The organism is Sphingomonas sp. CL5.1 (assembly GCF_013344685.1).
Taxonomy (GTDB): Bacteria; Pseudomonadota; Alphaproteobacteria; order Sphingomonadales; family Sphingomonadaceae; genus Sphingomonas.
In genome coordinates, this window is sequence record NZ_CP050137.1 from 4,410,568 (window position 1) to 4,425,718 (window position 15,151).

Sequence of the window (15,151 nt, forward strand, 5' to 3'; positions counted from 1 at the left end):
GGCGCTTGCCTCGCGCCGCGCGGCGCTGCACCTTCGCGCATATGGCGACGATCGCGGTTTACAGCCTGAAGGGTGGCGTCGGGAAAACGACGCTGGCGGCCAACCTCGCATGGTGCGCGGCGGCGAAATCGGCGCGCCGCACCCTGTTGTGGGATCTCGATCCGCAGGCGGCGGCAAGCTGGATGCTCGGTCGCGAGGCGAAGCACGATCGCGCGCAGGCGGCTTTTTCGCGCGAGGTGGACGCGCGCAAGCTGATCCGCCCCACCACCGTCGAGCGGCTCGACCTGCTCCCCGCCGACGCATCGCTACGTGACCTCGACCACCTGCTGCGCGAGATGGACAAGAAGAAGCGGCTGAGCAAGCTGATCGCCGGCCTCGGCGACTACGACCGCGTGATCCTCGATTGCCCGCCCGGCCTCACCGAGACGGCGGAGCAGGTCGCGCGCGCCGCCGACCTGATCGTCATCCCCGTCGTCCCCTCCCCGCTGGCGCAGCGCGCCTATGAGGAGATCGAGCGGCATCTCGGCGGGCGCACGCCCACGCTCCCGGTTCACGCGATGGTCGATCGCCGCCGGCGGATGCACCTGGAGGCCGTCGCCGCCCATCCCGACTGGCCGGTGATCCCGATGGCGAGCGTGGTCGAGGCGTCCGCCGCCGCGCACAAGGCCGTGGGCGAGGTGGCGCCGCGATCGGCGGCGGCCGCCGCTTTCCTCGATATCTGGCAAAGGATCGAGCGACGACTCGCTTCATGAAGTTCGAGCGGCTCGATCCGGCGATGGTGCTCGGGGCCTATTCGGTCGGGGTGTTCCCGATGGCCGACGGCCGCGACGCGCCCGGCGTCTATTGGGTCGAGCCGCGCCGCCGCGCAATCCTGCCGCTCGACGGCTTCCATCTCTCCCGCTCGCTGCGCAAGAAGCTGCTCGCCGACCGCTTCCGCATCACCGCCGACCGCGATTTTCCCGCCGTCATCCGCCTGTGCGCGGAAGCCGCCAGCGACCGGCCGGAGACATGGATCAACCGCTCGATCGAGCATGTCTTCCTGCATCTCCACGAAACCGGCCACGCCCATTCGATCGAATGCTGGGACGGCGAGGAACTGGTCGGCGGCCTTTACGGCCTCGCGCTCGGCCACGCCTTCTTCGGCGAAAGCATGGTGAGCCGCGCGGCCGATGCCTCGAAGATCGCGCTCGCCGCGCTCGTCGCGCGGCTGCGGGCGGGCGGCTTCACCCTGCTCGACTGCCAGTTCATGACCGGGCACCTCGCCTCGCTCGGCGCGGTGGAGATCGACCGGGCCGATTACATGGTGTTGCTGGGCGAGGCGCTCGGGCCGCTCGTCTCCGCGACCGGCGCGTCGTCGGCGCCGTCGCTGGCGTCGGCATCCGCCGCCGCGGCCGATTTCTTCGCGGTCGAGGCGGCGATGACGTCGGTATCCGCGCCTTTCGCCGGGAAGGACATCGTGCAGCTCTTGGCCCAGACGTCATAGACCGGGTGCTGCACCACGTTGAGCGCCGGGCGCTCCTTGAACAGCCAGCCCGAGAAGGCCCGCCGCCACAAATTGTCCGCGCCCTTCACGTCGAGCTGGACGAAGGCGCCGGTCAGTTGCTCCTGCTCCCATGGCGCGGTCTTCTCGCAGGCGCGCAGCCGGACGATCGTGTCGCCGACGCGCAGCGCCTGCCCCGGCTTCATCGTCAGGTCGCGGCTCACGCCGTTGCGCTTGTTGAGGAGGCCGATCACCGCCACGCGCTCCGCCATCGGCGTCGTGCCGGCGTCGGCCGCCTGATCGCTGCCGTCGACCGCCGTCACGCCGTCCGGCGCGGGGCGCGCGGCGGGCACGGCCTGCGACGCGGCGGGGGCGGCTGCGCGGGGCGTCGGCGCGGCATCGGCGAGCCAGTGCCGCCCTTGCCACAGGCCCACGCCGGCCAGCGCGACGACGAGCGCGCCGCCCGCCGCCAGCGCGCGCTTCACGCCTCGGGGCTCCACGCCTCATAATCCCCGGTCGCGGGCGCGCGCTTGCCGCCCTTCTCCAGCGCGCCCGGCGGGCGATAGGCGAGCGCGGTGCCGGTCATGTTCGGCACGGCCGGCTTCTCCCAGCGGCGCGGCGCGGGCAGCGCGCGATCGGGCGCGTCGTCGACATGATGATGCAGCCAGCTGAACCATTCCGGCGGCACGCGGCTGGCGTCGTTAGCGCCCTGATAGATCACCCAGCGGCGCGGCTGGCCGGCGGTGTCGGTGCCGCCCTCGTAATAGACGTTGCCGAGCGAATCCTCGCCCACGCGCGTCTTGCCGCGCAGGCCGAACCAGGTGCCGATGGTCGCGCCGTTCCACCAGGTGAACGGGTTCAGATTGATGCCCATGCGCCGCGCTTACCCCCGAAGCCCGCGCGCTTCAACCGGGCTTGCCATCCCCCGGCCCGCTTTCCCACGTCACCTTGTCGCCTTCGTCGATGCCCAGCTCGCCGGCGCGCCCGCCGTTGATCTCCAGCACCGCGGTGACCGCCTCGCCCGACGGGATCGGCGTTTCGGAGAAAGGCACGCTGTTCTCGGCGATCCGCGCGATCGTATGATCGGGGCGGATGAACAATATGTCGAGCGGGCTGGGCGTGTTCTTCATCCAGAAGATCGCCGGCTTCGGCGGCCCGCCGTCGGGCGGATAGGGCGCGAACAGCATCCCGCCGTCCTTCGGGATGTCGGTGCGGAACATCAGCCCGCGCTCCTGCGCGTCGGCGGTCGACGCCACCTCGACCCTGAATTCGTGCGATCCCCTGGGGCCGGCGATCGTCAGCGTCACACGCTTCGCCGCGCCCGCGCCTTCGGTGGCGCCGGCATCGCCGCGCGAGCAGGCGGGGGCGAGCAGCGCGAGCGCCGCGACGGCCAGGATACGCAACATCTCATTCCTCCGGCGCGATATCGACCACGACCGCGAGCGGACCCTTGCGGCCCTCCACCACGCGCGCGCGCAGCGGCTGGTCCGGCTCCACCTCATGGATCGCGGCGCGGCGCAGCGTTTCCATATGGACGAATATATCCTGCTCCCCGTCCGGCCGCACCAGGAATCCATAGCCCTTGAGCCGGTTGAACCATTTCACCAGCACCGGCTCCCACTCGCCCGCCTCGTCGATCATGCTCGCGGGATCGATGCGCGCGCGGTCGCGCGGCTGGCTTTGCTCCACCGCCTGCGACGTGTCGATCGACAATATCTCCACCGCCTGGAAGCCGCGCTCGCGCTGCACCGCGATCGCCTCCACGCGCGAACGCTCCGGCAGGCTGCGGCGGCCGAGCGGCTGGAGCACGCTGAAATGGATCAGCACGTCGCCGGTGTCGCCCGTATCGGGCACGAGGAAGCCGAAACCGCGCGTGACGTCGAACCACTTGAGCGTGCCGGCCACCCGCACGCCCTCCCCGGCGCCGGGCACGCCTTCTTCCTCTTCGCGGTCATCCGCATCGCGAGACATGTCGCTACGCACTTATACGTGATCCCCCCCGGGTTCGTCCCACGCTAGCATGGTTACGATCCGGTTCAACAGGCAAACCACGCGGCACACGTCATTCATCGCCCTCGAACGGGACACCGGGGGGCGACAGCACGATCCGCCGCGCCAGCGCCGGGGCATGGCCGGCGCGCACCATCGCCGCCACCTGCCGCTCGCGCAGCCGCTCGTCTGGCGCGGCCTTCGCCCACGGGCCGAAGCGGCGGCGGCGCGCGAAGGCGAGCGCCGCGTCGAGCGGTCGTTCCGCCGCCGGCTCGATCGCGGCGACGGCGTCCTCCTCGCCGACATGCGCCGCGCGCAGCGCCTGCGCCACGCGGCGCGCGCCGAAGCCGCGCCGCGCCAGCGCCGCCGCGCGCATGTCGGCGAAGGCGCGATCGTCGACATAGCCCAGCGCCGCCATCCGCTCCGCCACCGTCGCGGGATCGGCCGGCGCGCCGTGCCAGCCGCGCTCGCGCACCTTGCGGCGCAGGTAATCCGCCAGCTTGCCGCGCGTCGTCGCGAACCGCTCGACATAGCGCAGCGCCAGCCGGTCGAGCGCGGCGGCATCGAGCGGGCGGGCGGGACGAGGTTCGCGGGGCACGCCATGTTGTTGCCACACTGACGAACGAATTTAAACGCGCGAGGCGCGCAGGTGCTGCCGTGAGCAGGCTTGCGACCCGCCAGGGGCGCGCGAAAGGTACAATGCTGGAATGACTACCCTCGATCCCACTCCCACGCAGGACGCGCTGCCACGGCGCTTCGCGGATTTCGCGACGCTGGGCGAGGCGCTGGATTATGCGGCGCAGGGCAAGCGCGGGCTGAATTTCCACGATGCGCGCGGCGCGCTGACCCGCGTCTATCCCTTCGCCGAACTGCGCGGGGACGCGGAAAGCGCGGCGTGGCGGCTGGTCGCGGCGGGCGTCGCGCCGGGAGACCGCATCGCGCTGGTGGCGGAGACGGTGCCGGAGTTCGCGGCATTGTTCTTCGGCACGGTCTATGCCGGCGCGTGGCCGGTGCCGCTGCCCCTGCCCACCTCCTTCGGCGGCAAGGAATCCTATATCGACCAGCTCAGCGTCCAGCTCGCGAGCTGCGATCCGAAGATGCTGATCTACCCGCCGGAGCTGGCCGCGATGGCCGGCGCGGCGGCGGCGGCGCGCGGCGTCGAGGGCGTGGACTGGAGCGAGCTGCTCGCCACCGAGGCCGTGCCGGTCGCGCTGCCGCCGGCGAAGGGCGAGGATATCGCCTATCTGCAATATTCCAGCGGCTCGACGCGCTTCCCGCATGGCGTGGCGATCACCCATCATGCGCTGCTCAACAACCTCGCGGCGCATTCGCACGGGATGAAGCTGGTCGACAGCGACCGCTGCGTCTCGTGGCTGCCGTGGTATCATGACATGGGGCTGGTCGGCTGCTTCCTCTCGCCGATCGCCAACCAGGTCTCGACCGATTACCTCAAGACCGAGGATTTCGCCCGCCGTCCGCTGGCGTGGCTGGACCTCATCAGCCGCAACCAGGGCACCACGATCAGCTACTCGCCCACCTTCGGCTACGACATCTGCGCCCGCCGCATCTCCAGCCAGACGCGCGCGTCGGACCGCTTCGACCTGTCGCGCTGGCGGCTTGCCGGCAATGGCGCGGACATGATCCGGCCGGACGTGATGCAGGGCTTCGTCGATTCCTTCGCCGACGCCGGGTTCAAGGCCAGCGCCTTCCTGCCGAGCTACGGCCTTGCCGAGGCGACGCTGGCGGTGTCGATCATGCCGCCGGGCGAGGGCATCCGCGTCGAGCTGGTCGAGGAGACGCAGCTTTCCGGCGTCCCGGCCGGGCAGGACCGCCCGCAACGCTATCGCGCGATCGTCAATTGCGGCAAGCCGGTGCGCGACATGAAGATCGAGATCCGCGAGGAGGACGGCACGCCCCTGCCCGAGCGCGCGATCGGCAAGGTGTGGTGCAGCGGCCCATCGGTCATGGTCGGTTATTTCCGCGATCAGGAGGCGACCGAGGCCTGCATGAAGGGCGGCTGGCTCGACACCGGCGACATGGGCTACATCTCCGACGGCTATATCTATATCGTCGGCCGCGCCAAGGACATGATCATCGTCAACGGCCGCAACCATTGGCCGCAGGACATCGAATGGGCGGTGGAGCAGCTTCCCGGCTTCAAGCAGGGCGACATCGCCGCCTTCGCCATCACCACGCCTGGCGGCGAGGAGACCCCGGCGGTGCTCGTCCAGTGCCGCACCTCCGACGATGCCGAGCGCACCCGCCTGCGCGACGAGATCCGCGACCGGGTGCGCGCCGTCACCGGCATGAACTGCGTGGTGGAGCTGATCCCGCCGCGCACGCTGCCGCGCACCAGCTCGGGCAAGCTCAGCCGGGCGAAGGCGCGCAACCTCTATCTCTCCGGCGAGATCAAGCCTTACGCCATCGCCGCCTGAACCCCATCGTTTCGAACAGGAATCCGGCGCGGCCACGGAAACGATTGGTCAACCCCTGATCGCGTATGCGTTCGGGCGTGAGTGTCACAGAACCCCCCACCGTCCGTCGTCCGGCGGTCCCGATCGGGCCGCTGCTCGGCCTTTCCGAAGGCGAGGATGCCGCCGCCTGGGCGCGGATTCGCGGGGCCACGCTGCATGCCGGGCGACAGCTCGCGCTGTTCATGCTCGGCGCGAACCTGATCGGCGCGACGATCGTGGTGATGCTGTTCTCCCATTTCGTGCCGCCGGTGTGGCTCGGGGTCTGGACGTTCGGCGTCATGCTGATCGCCACTTTCGTCGCCGTCCGCCGTTTGCGGATCAGCCCGGAACCCGACGCGCTCGCCTCCGTCGACGATCTGCGCGGCACCGGTTTCGAGGGCGCGGCGCTGGCCGTGGCGTGGAGCGTGCCGGTGCTGCTGTTCGGGCGCTATGGCGATTCGGCGACGCCGCTGGCGTTGTGGATGGTCCTGTCGGTGCTGATGTCGGCCGCCGCGCTGGCGCTGGCCCCGCTGGTCCTGGCCGCGCTGGGCTTCATCGGCGGGGTGGCGCTGGCGGTGACCGCCGCCTTCGTCATCGCGCAGGTCTATGTCGCGGCGGCGGGCACGGTGCTGTTCGCCGCGATCCTCATCATCGCCTGCGTCTCGCGCGCGCAGGCGCTCGTCCTGCTGCGCGGCTCCGAGCTGACGCTCACCGAGCGCGACGAGACCGTCAGCCTGCTGCTTCGCGAGTTCGAGGAGACCGGCTCCGACTGGCTGTGGGAAACGGATGTCCAGCGCCGCATCGTCCGCGCCAATGGGCGCTTCGCCGTCGCGCTCGGCGTCGCGCCCAGCGCGATCGAGGGGCTGCCGCTGCTTCAGGTGCTCGCCGGCCCGTCGTGGGAATCGGGCAATTTCTCGGCCGCGCTGCGCCAGCTCGCCGAAAAGCTGAAGAATCGCGAGAGCTTCCGCGATCTCGTGCTCCCGGTCCTGGTCGACGGCGAGCAGCGCTGGTGGGAGATCGCCGCCAGCCCGCGCTACGACGATCGCGGCGATTTCGTCGGCTTCCGCGGGGTCGGCTCGGACGTCACCGAGCAGCGCACCACCGCCGACAAGATCAACCGCATGGCGCGTTACGACACGCTCACCGGCCTGCCCAACCGCCTGCTCATCAACGAGGCGCTGGGCCGCGCGCTGGTCGAGGCGGAGAAATGGGGGTCGCGCTGCGCCTTCATGATGATCGACCTCGATCGCTTCAAGGCGGTCAACGACACGCTCGGCCATCCGATCGGCGACCGGCTGCTCGGCCGCGTGTCCGAGCGGCTCGCCCAGCTCGTCACCGACAATGAGATGGTCGGCCGGCTCGGCGGCGACGAATTCGCCGTGGTGGTGCGCGACGCCACCGACAGCGAGCGCGTCGAGCAGCTCGCCCGGACGATCATCGAGACGCTTTCCCGCTCCTATGAGGTGGATCAGCATACCCTGTGGATCGGCGCCTCGGTCGGCGTCGCCACCTCGCCGCGCGACGGGCGGACGGCGGAGAACCTGATCCGCTCGGCCGATCTCGCGCTCTATCGCTCGAAGGACGCGGGCGGCGGGGTGTTCCATGCTTACGATCCGCAGCTCCACGTCAATGCCGAGGAGCGGCGCGTGCTGGAGATCGCGCTGCGCAAGGCGCTCGAGCGCGGCGAACTGCACCTGCAATATCAGCCGGTGGTGGAAGCGGCGAGCGGTCGCCTCACCGGCTTCGAGGCGCTGCTGCGCTGGAACAACCCGCAGTTCGGCCTCGTCAGCCCGGCCAAGTTCGTGCCGCTGGCGGAGGAGGCGCGGCTGATCGGCCCGATCGGCGAATGGGTGGTGCGCACCGCCTGCGCCGAGGCCGCGCGCTGGCCCGACGACGTGCGAGTCGCGGTGAACGTCTCGCCCGAGCAGCTCCACGATCCCAATTTCGTCACCGTCGTCGCGCAGGCGCTCGCCACGTCCGGCATCTCGCCCAGCAGGCTGGAGCTGGAGGTGACCGAAAGCGTCTTCCTGCGCGAGGGCACCGGCGCGGTGAAGGTGCTGGAACGCATCCTCGATCTCGGCGTGCGGCTCAGCCTCGACGATTTCGGCACCGGCTATTCCTCGCTCGGCTATCTCAGCCGCACCCGCTTCTCCTCGATCAAGATCGACCGCAGCTTCGTGCAGGGCGCGTCGCGCGGCGTGCCGGAGGCGCTGGCGATCATCTGCGCGGTGGTGGCGCTCGCGCGCAGCCTCGGCATGGCGACGACGGCGGAAGGGGTGGAGACCGAAGCGGAGCTGACCATGATCCGCGAGCTGGGCTGCTCCAAGATCCAGGGATTCTATTTCGGCCGCCCGCTGCCGGTGGAGGAAGCGCGCGCGCTCGCTGGCCGGCATCGCCCCGATGCCTATATCGCGGCGTGAGGCCCGCCTCGCTTTCGGTGAGGGAACGATCGTCACGGCCCGCTCCCCTATTGCCGCCGCCGCCGGCTCGCGTTAGGGGGCATTCCCTCGTAGGGGTGTAGCTCAGCTGGTTAGAGCGTCGGTCTCCAAAACCGAAGGCCCTCGGTTCGAATCCGAGCTCCCCTGCCACCTTTCCTGATCGCGGCCGATCGCCGAACAGGTGCCGGCGGATCATTCCGTTTCGCCATGCGCCAGATGACGCGCGATTCGATCGCGTCCGGTGAAGCAAGTCAGTGTCCCATTTCGGCACGAGCTTCGTAAAAATGATTAACACGCTGTAACTACGCGCCCAATTGCGTCATGAGCGGGCACGATCAAGGCGGCGGGCCGATTCGCCATCGCCGGAACCGATCGAACCTGGGAGTTAGATGATGCGCAAGTTGGTAGCCGCTGCTGCCCTGTCGGCCGTTTCGGCCATCGCGATGGCGACGCCGGCTTCGGCGGCGATCGTGTTCAATCTCGACAATGTGAAGCTGGTCGACGGCGGCACGCTGACCGGGTCGTTCACCACGAGCGACGATCTTTCCGCGCTGGAGGATTTCTCGATCACCTCGGCGGGCGGCAACGGCTGGCCCTACGGCACCTTCGCCGGCACGACCTACACGATGGCCAATGCCATCAGCCCGGTGTTCTGGACTTTCGCGCAGGGCATTTCGGCGAATTTCGCCGGCGCGCAGCTGAACATCTTCTTCAGCAGCCCGCTGACCGCCACAGGCGCGACGCTGAACCAGACCAGCAGCGAAACGCAGACGCTCGCCGGATCGCGTTGGCTGACCGACGGAAGCGTGTCGGCCGTCGCGGGCGGGGGCAGCGTTCCCGAGCCGGCGACCTGGGCGATGATGATCGCCGGCTTCGGCGTGGTCGGCGCGGCGATGCGCCGCCGCAAGGTGCGGGTGCGCTTCGCCTGATACGCTGGCGATCGCGAAAGGAAGAGGCGCCGGGTGACCGGCGCCTTTTTTCTTGCGCGGCCCGCCCGCGTGCGGAACGGTTCCGCCAATGGAAAAGGGCGGAACGTCGCCGCCCCGCCCTTCCCCTGAACCTTGACGCGCCGTGGCGCGTCAGGCTCCTCCCCTAGAACTTCGCGCCCGCGCGGATGCCGATCGTCCGCGGCTGGATCGGCACGATATAGGGCCGCTGGCCGCACGACCCGCATTCCTCGAAGCGTGAGATTTCTCCGCGCTCATCCCACAGATTCTGCACGAAAACCTCGACATTGTAATTGGTCAGCTCCGCGCCCACCGCGAGATTGGCGGTGGTATAGGCACGCAATCGGCCAAGCTCGGCGGCCTGAGCGAGACGAAGATCCGACGACGCCGAGCTTTGATGCGCCACCAGCCCCTGGATATAGCCTTTCGCCGAGCCGAGCGGCACGGTGTAGCGCGCCGTGCCGTTGATCTTGAACTCCGGCGTGATCGGCAGCCTGGTGCCCGCCGGGGCGAGCACGTCGAGCGGATCGCCGCTGCATATCACGGTGGTGCACAGGGCGTTCAGCGTCTTGGCGTCGTTATAGGCGCCCGCCGCCGTCAACGTGAGCGGCCCGGTGTTGAGTGTCGCGTCCATCTCCACGCCACGGATGCGCGCGTTCGGACCGTTCTGGATGATCGTGAAGCTGTTCGGACCGAGGAAGGAGAACTGGAACGTGTCCCAGTTCTGCTGATAGACCGCGCCGTTGAAGCGGAACATGCCGCCCATCAGCGTCGTCTTCCATCCGACCTCGTAATTGGTCAGATAGTCGGGCGCATAATCCTGCACGTCGCCGCGCCGGTTGATGCCGCCGGGCCGGAAACCGCGCGACCAGGTGGCGTAGAGCATCAGCTGATCGCTAGGCTTCCACGTCAGGTTGAACTTGTAGGTGACGCCCTGCCCCTGCGTGCGCTTGGGAATGAGCTGTCCGCCGGAGAGATTGGCGAGATTGGTGCATGGCGCGCCCGCCACCGTGACCGGCGCGAAAGGCGCGGGGGTCTGCGGGGAGCCGCCGTTGACCATCTGCCCCAGCGTCTGGCCGTTGGTGAGGAAGCAGCCGGCGACGCCCGAACCCGAGCTGCCGGCGGCGTTATAGGGTGTCGCCGTATAAGGAATGCCGCTCTCGTCCGCGCCGGGATTGCGCCCGAAGCCGAAGAAACCGACCAGCGAATTGTCGTAGATGAACGCGCGCGCGCCGGCCGTGAAGGTCAGCGTCGGCAGAACATCGAAGCTCGCTTCGCCGAACATCGCATAGTCCTTGTCGACGCGATGCTGCTGGGTGAGCCACAGCGTGCCGGGCCAACCGTTGACCGACACCTGCGGCCCGAGGCCCGGAATCTGATAATCCTGATGGATCAGGTTCGACTGGCGCTGGTAGAAGGCGCCGGCGACCAGCCGGAACCGCTCCGTGGCCGGCGATGCGACACGGATTTCCTGGCTGGTCTTCTTGAAATGATCGGTGCCGATCACGCGCTGGCGCGGATCGATCGTCTTGCCGGTGGCGTCCTGATAACTGAAGTAGTTCGCCAGCCCGCCGACCGATTGGTACATCTGGTCATACGCTTCGGCGTAATCGGTATAGTCGCTCGACTGCGTGTCGCGCCGGTCGAGATAGGCGCCGGCATAGGTGACGTCCCAATTGCCGAGCTTGCCCTCGATCGTCAGCGCGCCCTGGATGAAGCGGTCGCGGCGGTATTCGGGGTAGAAATGCTGCACCTGAAGATCGCCGACCTGCGGATCGAAGCCGTAGCTGCCGTGGCTGCGCTGTTCCTGATAGAGAACGGTCGGCGTGACGGTCCAGTTGTTGTCGAGATCGACCTTGAGCGCGGCGCGGCCGCCCCACGTCTCGGTGTCGTTGTAATCCTTCTTCACATAGGCATTGTTGTTGACGCTGATCCCGTCCTTGATGCAGCCGTCGATATGGCCCTTCTCGTCATAGGTCGGCGTGCCGCAGAAGGTGCGCGTGCCGGCGACATTGTCGATATAGCCCGCGTCCTTCTGGTAGAAGCCGACCACGCGCAGCGCGACCCGGTCGGAGAAGGGCGTGTTTATCATCCCCTCCAGCTTGCCGCCGACGCCGCCCTTGTGGACGGTGTTCAGCTCGCCGTCGACGCGCCCCTGGAAGCCGGAGGTGTCGGGCTTGTTGGTGATGATGCGGATCGTGCCCGCCTCGCTCGACGCGCCATAAAGCGTGCCCTGCGGGCCGGACAGGCTCTCGATCCGCGCCACGTCGTAGATGTGGATGTCCAGCGTGCCGCCGATCGTCGTCACCGGCTGCTCGTCGAGATAGCTGCCGACCGAGGGCAGCGAGCCGGAATGGTTGCCGTCCCCGCCCGAGGCGACGCCGCGCATATAGACGGTCGTCACGCCCGGCTGCGACGTCTGGAACGCGACCGACGGCAGGAGCTGGGTATATTCGTTGAAGTTCGAGATATTGAGCTGGTCGAGCTTCCGCGTGGACAGCGCCTGGATCGAGATCGGCACCGTCTGGATATTCTCGTCGCGCTTCTGCGCGGTGACGATGATGTCGCTCATCGCGTCATTCGACACGCGGGAAGACTGCTGATCCGTCGTCTGAGCCATCGCGGGCGCGGACAAGGCCGCCGACGCAAGAAGTGAAACCAGCATGCGGTTCTTGAAACTTGCCATCTTTCCCCCCTGGGATGACGCTTTGTTGCAAGATTGTTGCGGCATCGCGCCCCGGTCAATCGCGTGTTTTGCGCAACGCAACAATGCGCGCCGACCGTGACAGATTTGCAACGCTGCCGGAACGACCCGTGAGCCGCTCAGAACATCGCCGCGATCATCACCACCGCCGCCGCCCCCATCAGCAGCGTCGCGCCCCAGCCGAGCCAGCGGATCATGCGCGGCGCGACGAACGCGCCCATCACGCTTTCGCGCGAGACGAGCAGCAGCAGCACGATCATCAGCGGCACCGCGACGACGCCGTTGATAACGGCGCTCCAGAACAGCGCGCGCATCGGGTTGATCGGCGAGAACTGGATCACCAGCGCGGCCAGCACGCACACCGCGATCACCGAATAGAAACCGCGCGCGTCGCTCGCCTTGCGCTCCAGCCCGCCGTTCCACTCCATCGCCTCCGCCATCGCATAGGCGGCCGATCCGGCGAGCACCGGCACCCCGATCATCCCGACGCCGAGGATGCCGAGTGCGAACAGCAGGAAAGCGAAATCCCCCGCGATCGGGCGCAGCGCGCTCGCCGCCTGCGCCGCCGTCTCGATGGTCGTCACCCCGCCGGCATGGAGCGTCACGGCGGTCGCCAGCATGATGAAGAAGGCGGTGAGATCGGAATAGGCCATCCCGCTCCACGTATCCCACGAGATGCGCGAAAGCTCGGCCGGGGCGTCGGAAGGCGCGTCGATCAGGCTCGGCGCGCCGCGCAATTCCTCCACTTCCTCGGAGGCTTGCCAGAAGAACAGATACGGGCTGATCGTGGTGCCGAACACGCCGACCACCATCGTCGCCGCATCGCCGTCCAGCCGGAAACGCGGCCATGCCGTATGCCGCAGCACCTCACCCCACGGCACATGCACGGTGAACAGCACGCCGGCATAGGCGAGCAGCGAAACGGTCAACCATTTCAGAAACTTGACATAGCGATGATAGGGCACGAACACTTGCAGCCCGAGCGTCGCGGCGACGAACGCCAGCGTCATCCAGCGCTGGCTGATCCCGGTCACCAGTTCCGCCGCCTCGCCCATCACCGCCACGTCCGCCGCGATGTTCAGCATGTTGGCGATCAGCAGCAGCAGCACCAGCGCGCGCAGCAGGCCGGGCGAGAACGCCGCCTTGATATTGGCCGACAGCCCCTTGCCGGTGACGCGGCCGAGCCGCCCGCACATCACCTGCACCGCCGACATCAGCGGATAGGCGAGCGGCATCGTCCACAGCATGTCGAAGCCATATTGCGCCCCGGCCTGCGAATAGGTGGCGATGCCGCTGGGATCGTCGTCCGCCACCCCGGTGATGACGCCGGGGCCGAGCTGCGAAAGCGGATGGCGCAGGATGCGGCGCCAGCGTGGCGAATCGCGCTCCGGGCTACTCGCGTCGCTCATGCGAAGGCCGGCGCACCGGGATAGCGATCGATCACGTCGCCGAGCGCCGCCTCCAGCGGGCCGAGATGCGCCGCGAACGGCCGCCATGCCCGGTCGCCGCCACGGAAGATCGGCTGGCGCACCTGTTCGGAGCTGGCGGTGCGCACCGCGCGCTCGGTCTCATGGAACGACAGGCAGGCCGGCTCGAACGCGAGGCCGAGCCGGTCGAGCAGGTCGCGGATGCCGGCTTCCGGCGAGTCGACCAGCTCCTCATGGATAACGCGCCGCACCGCGCCGGGCTGCGCCGCGTCGACATGCGCCATCAGCCGCACATAGTCGCGATAATACAGCGCCATGTCCTCCAGCCCGTAGCTGAACGCCTGTCCGCGCGCGAAATGCTGCTTGAAATTGGAGAAGCAGCAGGCGCGCGGATCGCGCCGCGCGTCGATGATCCGCGCATTGGGCAGGATCAGCCGGATCAGTGGCACATGCAGCCAGTTGTTCGGCAATTTGTCGATGAAGAACGGCCGCCCGCTGCGCCGCTGCACCGAGGCGCGGCGGAGATATTCCTCGCCCAGCTCGCGCGCCTGCGCCGCCGTCAGCGCGGCGAGTCCGCGCGGATAGTCCGCCACGCGATGCGCCATCGCCGGCATGTCGGGCAGTTCCGTCGTCCCCTCCACCTCGCTGTGGCTCGACAATATCTGCTCGATCAGCGTCGATCCCGCGCGCGGCATCCCCAGGATGAAGATCGGGTCCGCCGCCGGGCAGCCCCAGCCGGCGCGCCTGGCGAAGAAATCGGGCGTAACCAGCCCGGTCAGCGCATCGACCATGCGGGTGACCTGCCCCGGATCATAGCCGAGCTGCGCCCGCCGCGCGTCATTGCCGGCGGCGTAATGCGCGAAGGCGGCGTCCGCCTGCCCGCGATCCTCCAGCGCCTTGCCCAGCGCGAAATCGAGGTGCAGCGCATCGTCCGCGCCCAGTCCGGCGGCGGCGCGCGCGCGCTCCATCGCCGCGATATCGGCGTCGGCGAAACGCACCGTCTTGAGGTTGGCGAGGCTCCACCACGCCTCGCCCAGCGTCGGCTGGAGCGCGATCGCGCGGCGATAGGCGGCGATGCCGTCCGCCTGGCGCCCGACCGTCTTGAGCATATGGCCGAAGCTCATCCACACCTTCGGCTGCCCCGGCGCGGCGGCGAGCACGCGCTCGTAGAGCGCAATCGCCTCCTCGAACCCGCCGAGCCGGCCGAGCGCGGCGGCCTTCAGGTTGGCGTGGCCGACATGATCCGGCTCGGTCGCGAGCAGCTCGTCCAGCTCGACCAGCGCCTCCGGCGCGCGATTCTGGCGATAGAGCACCAGCGCGAGGTTGGCGCGCGCGGCGGTGAAGGCCGGCGCCAGTTCCAGCGCGCGGCGCAGCAGATTCTCCGCATCCCGGTTGCGGCCGATCCGCCCGGCCAGTTCCGCCAGCATGCGGATCGCGCGCGCGTCAAACGGATCGCGTTTCAGATATTCCTTCAGCAACGGCTCCGCGACATGAAGCCGCCCGTCGTGCAGCGCGAGCGCGGCATCGAGCAGCATCGGCGGATAAGGGTGGGCCGCGACGGTCGCCATCGCGCGCGACGATGATGGCAAGCGCCTCCCGGTGCAAGCGGCTTGACGCGCCCCTTGCCTTCGCGTGGCGGCGACGCTATTTCCGCGACCCATCCGACAGCGAGGACGGGCTTCACCGTTTCCCTGATGACAGGGAAGCGGTGGC

The 15,151-nt window shown here is 68.8% G+C and carries 12 protein-coding genes, 1 tRNA gene and 1 pseudogene; 6 read left to right on the forward strand and 8 right to left on the reverse strand.

Annotated elements, in window-relative coordinates:
* Positions 1 to 41 precede the first annotated feature (41 nt).
* The gene (locus F9288_RS21085) at positions 42 to 752 is read left to right on the forward strand and encodes a ParA family protein (RefSeq protein WP_174839245.1); all 711 of its coding nucleotides are present in this window, start codon (positions 42 to 44) and stop codon (positions 750 to 752) included.
* Complete coding sequence (gene aat, locus F9288_RS21090; RefSeq protein WP_174838683.1) at positions 749 to 1,483, forward strand: leucyl/phenylalanyl-tRNA--protein transferase; 735 nt, start codon at positions 749 to 751, stop codon at positions 1,481 to 1,483. Before F9288_RS21085 ends, aat begins: the two co-directional genes overlap by 4 nt.
* A 35-nt stretch (positions 1,484 to 1,518) precedes the next feature.
* Here aat and F9288_RS22250 read toward each other — a convergent pair.
* The 5 genes and pseudogenes from F9288_RS22250 to F9288_RS21115 all read right to left on the reverse strand — a co-directional run.
* A pseudogene (locus F9288_RS22250) lies at positions 1,519 to 1,752 on the reverse strand (DUF2155 domain-containing protein); the annotation flags it as partial.
* Between the two features lie 209 nt (positions 1,753 to 1,961).
* The gene (locus F9288_RS21100; RefSeq protein ID WP_174838685.1) at positions 1,962 to 2,354 is read right to left on the reverse strand and encodes an NADH:ubiquinone oxidoreductase subunit NDUFA12; all 393 of its coding nucleotides are present in this window, start codon (positions 2,352 to 2,354) and stop codon (positions 1,962 to 1,964) included.
* A 31-nt stretch (positions 2,355 to 2,385) separates the two neighbouring features.
* Complete coding sequence (locus F9288_RS21105) at positions 2,386 to 2,886, reverse strand: DUF192 domain-containing protein (protein WP_174838687.1); 501 nt, start codon at positions 2,884 to 2,886, stop codon at positions 2,386 to 2,388.
* 1 nt (position 2,887) lies between these two features.
* Entirely contained in the window at positions 2,888 to 3,451 is a 564-nt protein-coding gene (locus F9288_RS21110) for a cold-shock protein (protein ID WP_174838689.1), read from the reverse strand.
* A gap of 91 nt (positions 3,452 to 3,542) precedes the next feature.
* Positions 3,543 to 4,067, reverse strand: coding sequence for a regulatory protein RecX (locus F9288_RS21115; RefSeq protein ID WP_254620994.1), 525 nt, complete (start codon positions 4,065 to 4,067; stop codon positions 3,543 to 3,545).
* A 109-nt stretch (positions 4,068 to 4,176) separates the two neighbouring features.
* On the opposite strand from F9288_RS21115, the gene F9288_RS21120 reads away from it, so the two are divergent.
* From F9288_RS21120 to F9288_RS22255, 4 genes are all read left to right on the forward strand, one after another.
* Positions 4,177 to 5,904, forward strand: coding sequence for a fatty acyl-AMP ligase (locus F9288_RS21120; RefSeq protein ID WP_174838692.1), 1,728 nt, complete (start codon positions 4,177 to 4,179; stop codon positions 5,902 to 5,904).
* A gap of 77 nt (positions 5,905 to 5,981) precedes the next feature.
* Positions 5,982 to 8,342: a bifunctional diguanylate cyclase/phosphodiesterase gene (locus tag F9288_RS21125; protein ID WP_254620995.1), complete on the forward strand. Its 2,361-nt coding sequence runs from the start codon at positions 5,982 to 5,984 to the stop codon at positions 8,340 to 8,342.
* Positions 8,343 to 8,433: 91 nt separating this feature from the next.
* Positions 8,434 to 8,510, forward strand: a tRNA-Trp gene (locus tag F9288_RS21130).
* 239 nt (positions 8,511 to 8,749) lie between these two features.
* On the forward strand, positions 8,750 to 9,289 hold the full coding sequence (locus F9288_RS22255) for a PEPxxWA-CTERM sorting domain-containing protein (RefSeq protein WP_254620996.1): 540 nt from the start codon (positions 8,750 to 8,752) through the stop codon (positions 9,287 to 9,289).
* Between the two features lie 163 nt (positions 9,290 to 9,452).
* Here the strand turns inward: F9288_RS22255 and F9288_RS21140 are convergent, their stop codons facing one another.
* From F9288_RS21140 to F9288_RS21150, 3 genes are all read right to left on the reverse strand, one after another.
* Entirely contained in the window at positions 9,453 to 11,879 is a 2,427-nt protein-coding gene (locus F9288_RS21140; protein WP_254620997.1) for a TonB-dependent receptor, read from the reverse strand.
* Positions 11,880 to 12,130: 251 nt separating this feature from the next.
* Positions 12,131 to 13,420 (reverse strand): NRAMP family divalent metal transporter, encoded by a 1,290-nt coding sequence (locus F9288_RS21145; RefSeq protein WP_174838698.1) that lies wholly within the window; start codon positions 13,418 to 13,420, stop codon positions 12,131 to 12,133.
* A complete protein-coding gene (locus tag F9288_RS21150; protein ID WP_174838700.1) occupies positions 13,417 to 15,006 on the reverse strand; it encodes a sulfotransferase in 1,590 nt (529 codons plus the stop codon). Before F9288_RS21150 ends, F9288_RS21145 begins: the two co-directional genes overlap by 4 nt.
* Between the last annotated feature and the right edge of the window lie 145 nt (positions 15,007 to 15,151).

What these genes read in the sequence shown, in the direction of transcription:
- F9288_RS21120 (WP_174838692.1), top strand. Translation starts at nt 4,177, where the DNA reads ATGACTACCCTCGATCCCACTCCCACGCAGGACGCGCTGCCACGGCGC.
- F9288_RS21110 (WP_174838689.1), bottom strand. Translation starts at nt 3,451, where the DNA reads ATGTCTCGCGATGCGGATGACCGCGAAGAGGAAGAAGGCGTGCCCGGC.
- F9288_RS21145 (WP_174838698.1), bottom strand. Translation starts at nt 13,420, where the DNA reads ATGAGCGACGCGAGTAGCCCGGAGCGCGATTCGCCACGCTGGCGCCGC.
- F9288_RS21150 (WP_174838700.1), bottom strand. Translation starts at nt 15,006, where the DNA reads ATGGCGACCGTCGCGGCCCACCCTTATCCGCCGATGCTGCTCGATGCC.
- aat (WP_174838683.1), top strand. Translation starts at nt 749, where the DNA reads ATGAAGTTCGAGCGGCTCGATCCGGCGATGGTGCTCGGGGCCTATTCG.
- F9288_RS22255 (WP_254620996.1), top strand. Translation starts at nt 8,750, where the DNA reads ATGATGCGCAAGTTGGTAGCCGCTGCTGCCCTGTCGGCCGTTTCGGCC.
- F9288_RS21100 (WP_174838685.1), bottom strand. Translation starts at nt 2,354, where the DNA reads ATGGGCATCAATCTGAACCCGTTCACCTGGTGGAACGGCGCGACCATC.
- F9288_RS21140 (WP_254620997.1), bottom strand. Translation starts at nt 11,879, where the DNA reads ATGAGCGACATCATCGTCACCGCGCAGAAGCGCGACGAGAATATCCAG.
- F9288_RS21105 (WP_174838687.1), bottom strand. Translation starts at nt 2,886, where the DNA reads ATGTTGCGTATCCTGGCCGTCGCGGCGCTCGCGCTGCTCGCCCCCGCC.
- F9288_RS21085 (WP_174839245.1), top strand. Translation starts at nt 42, where the DNA reads ATGGCGACGATCGCGGTTTACAGCCTGAAGGGTGGCGTCGGGAAAACG.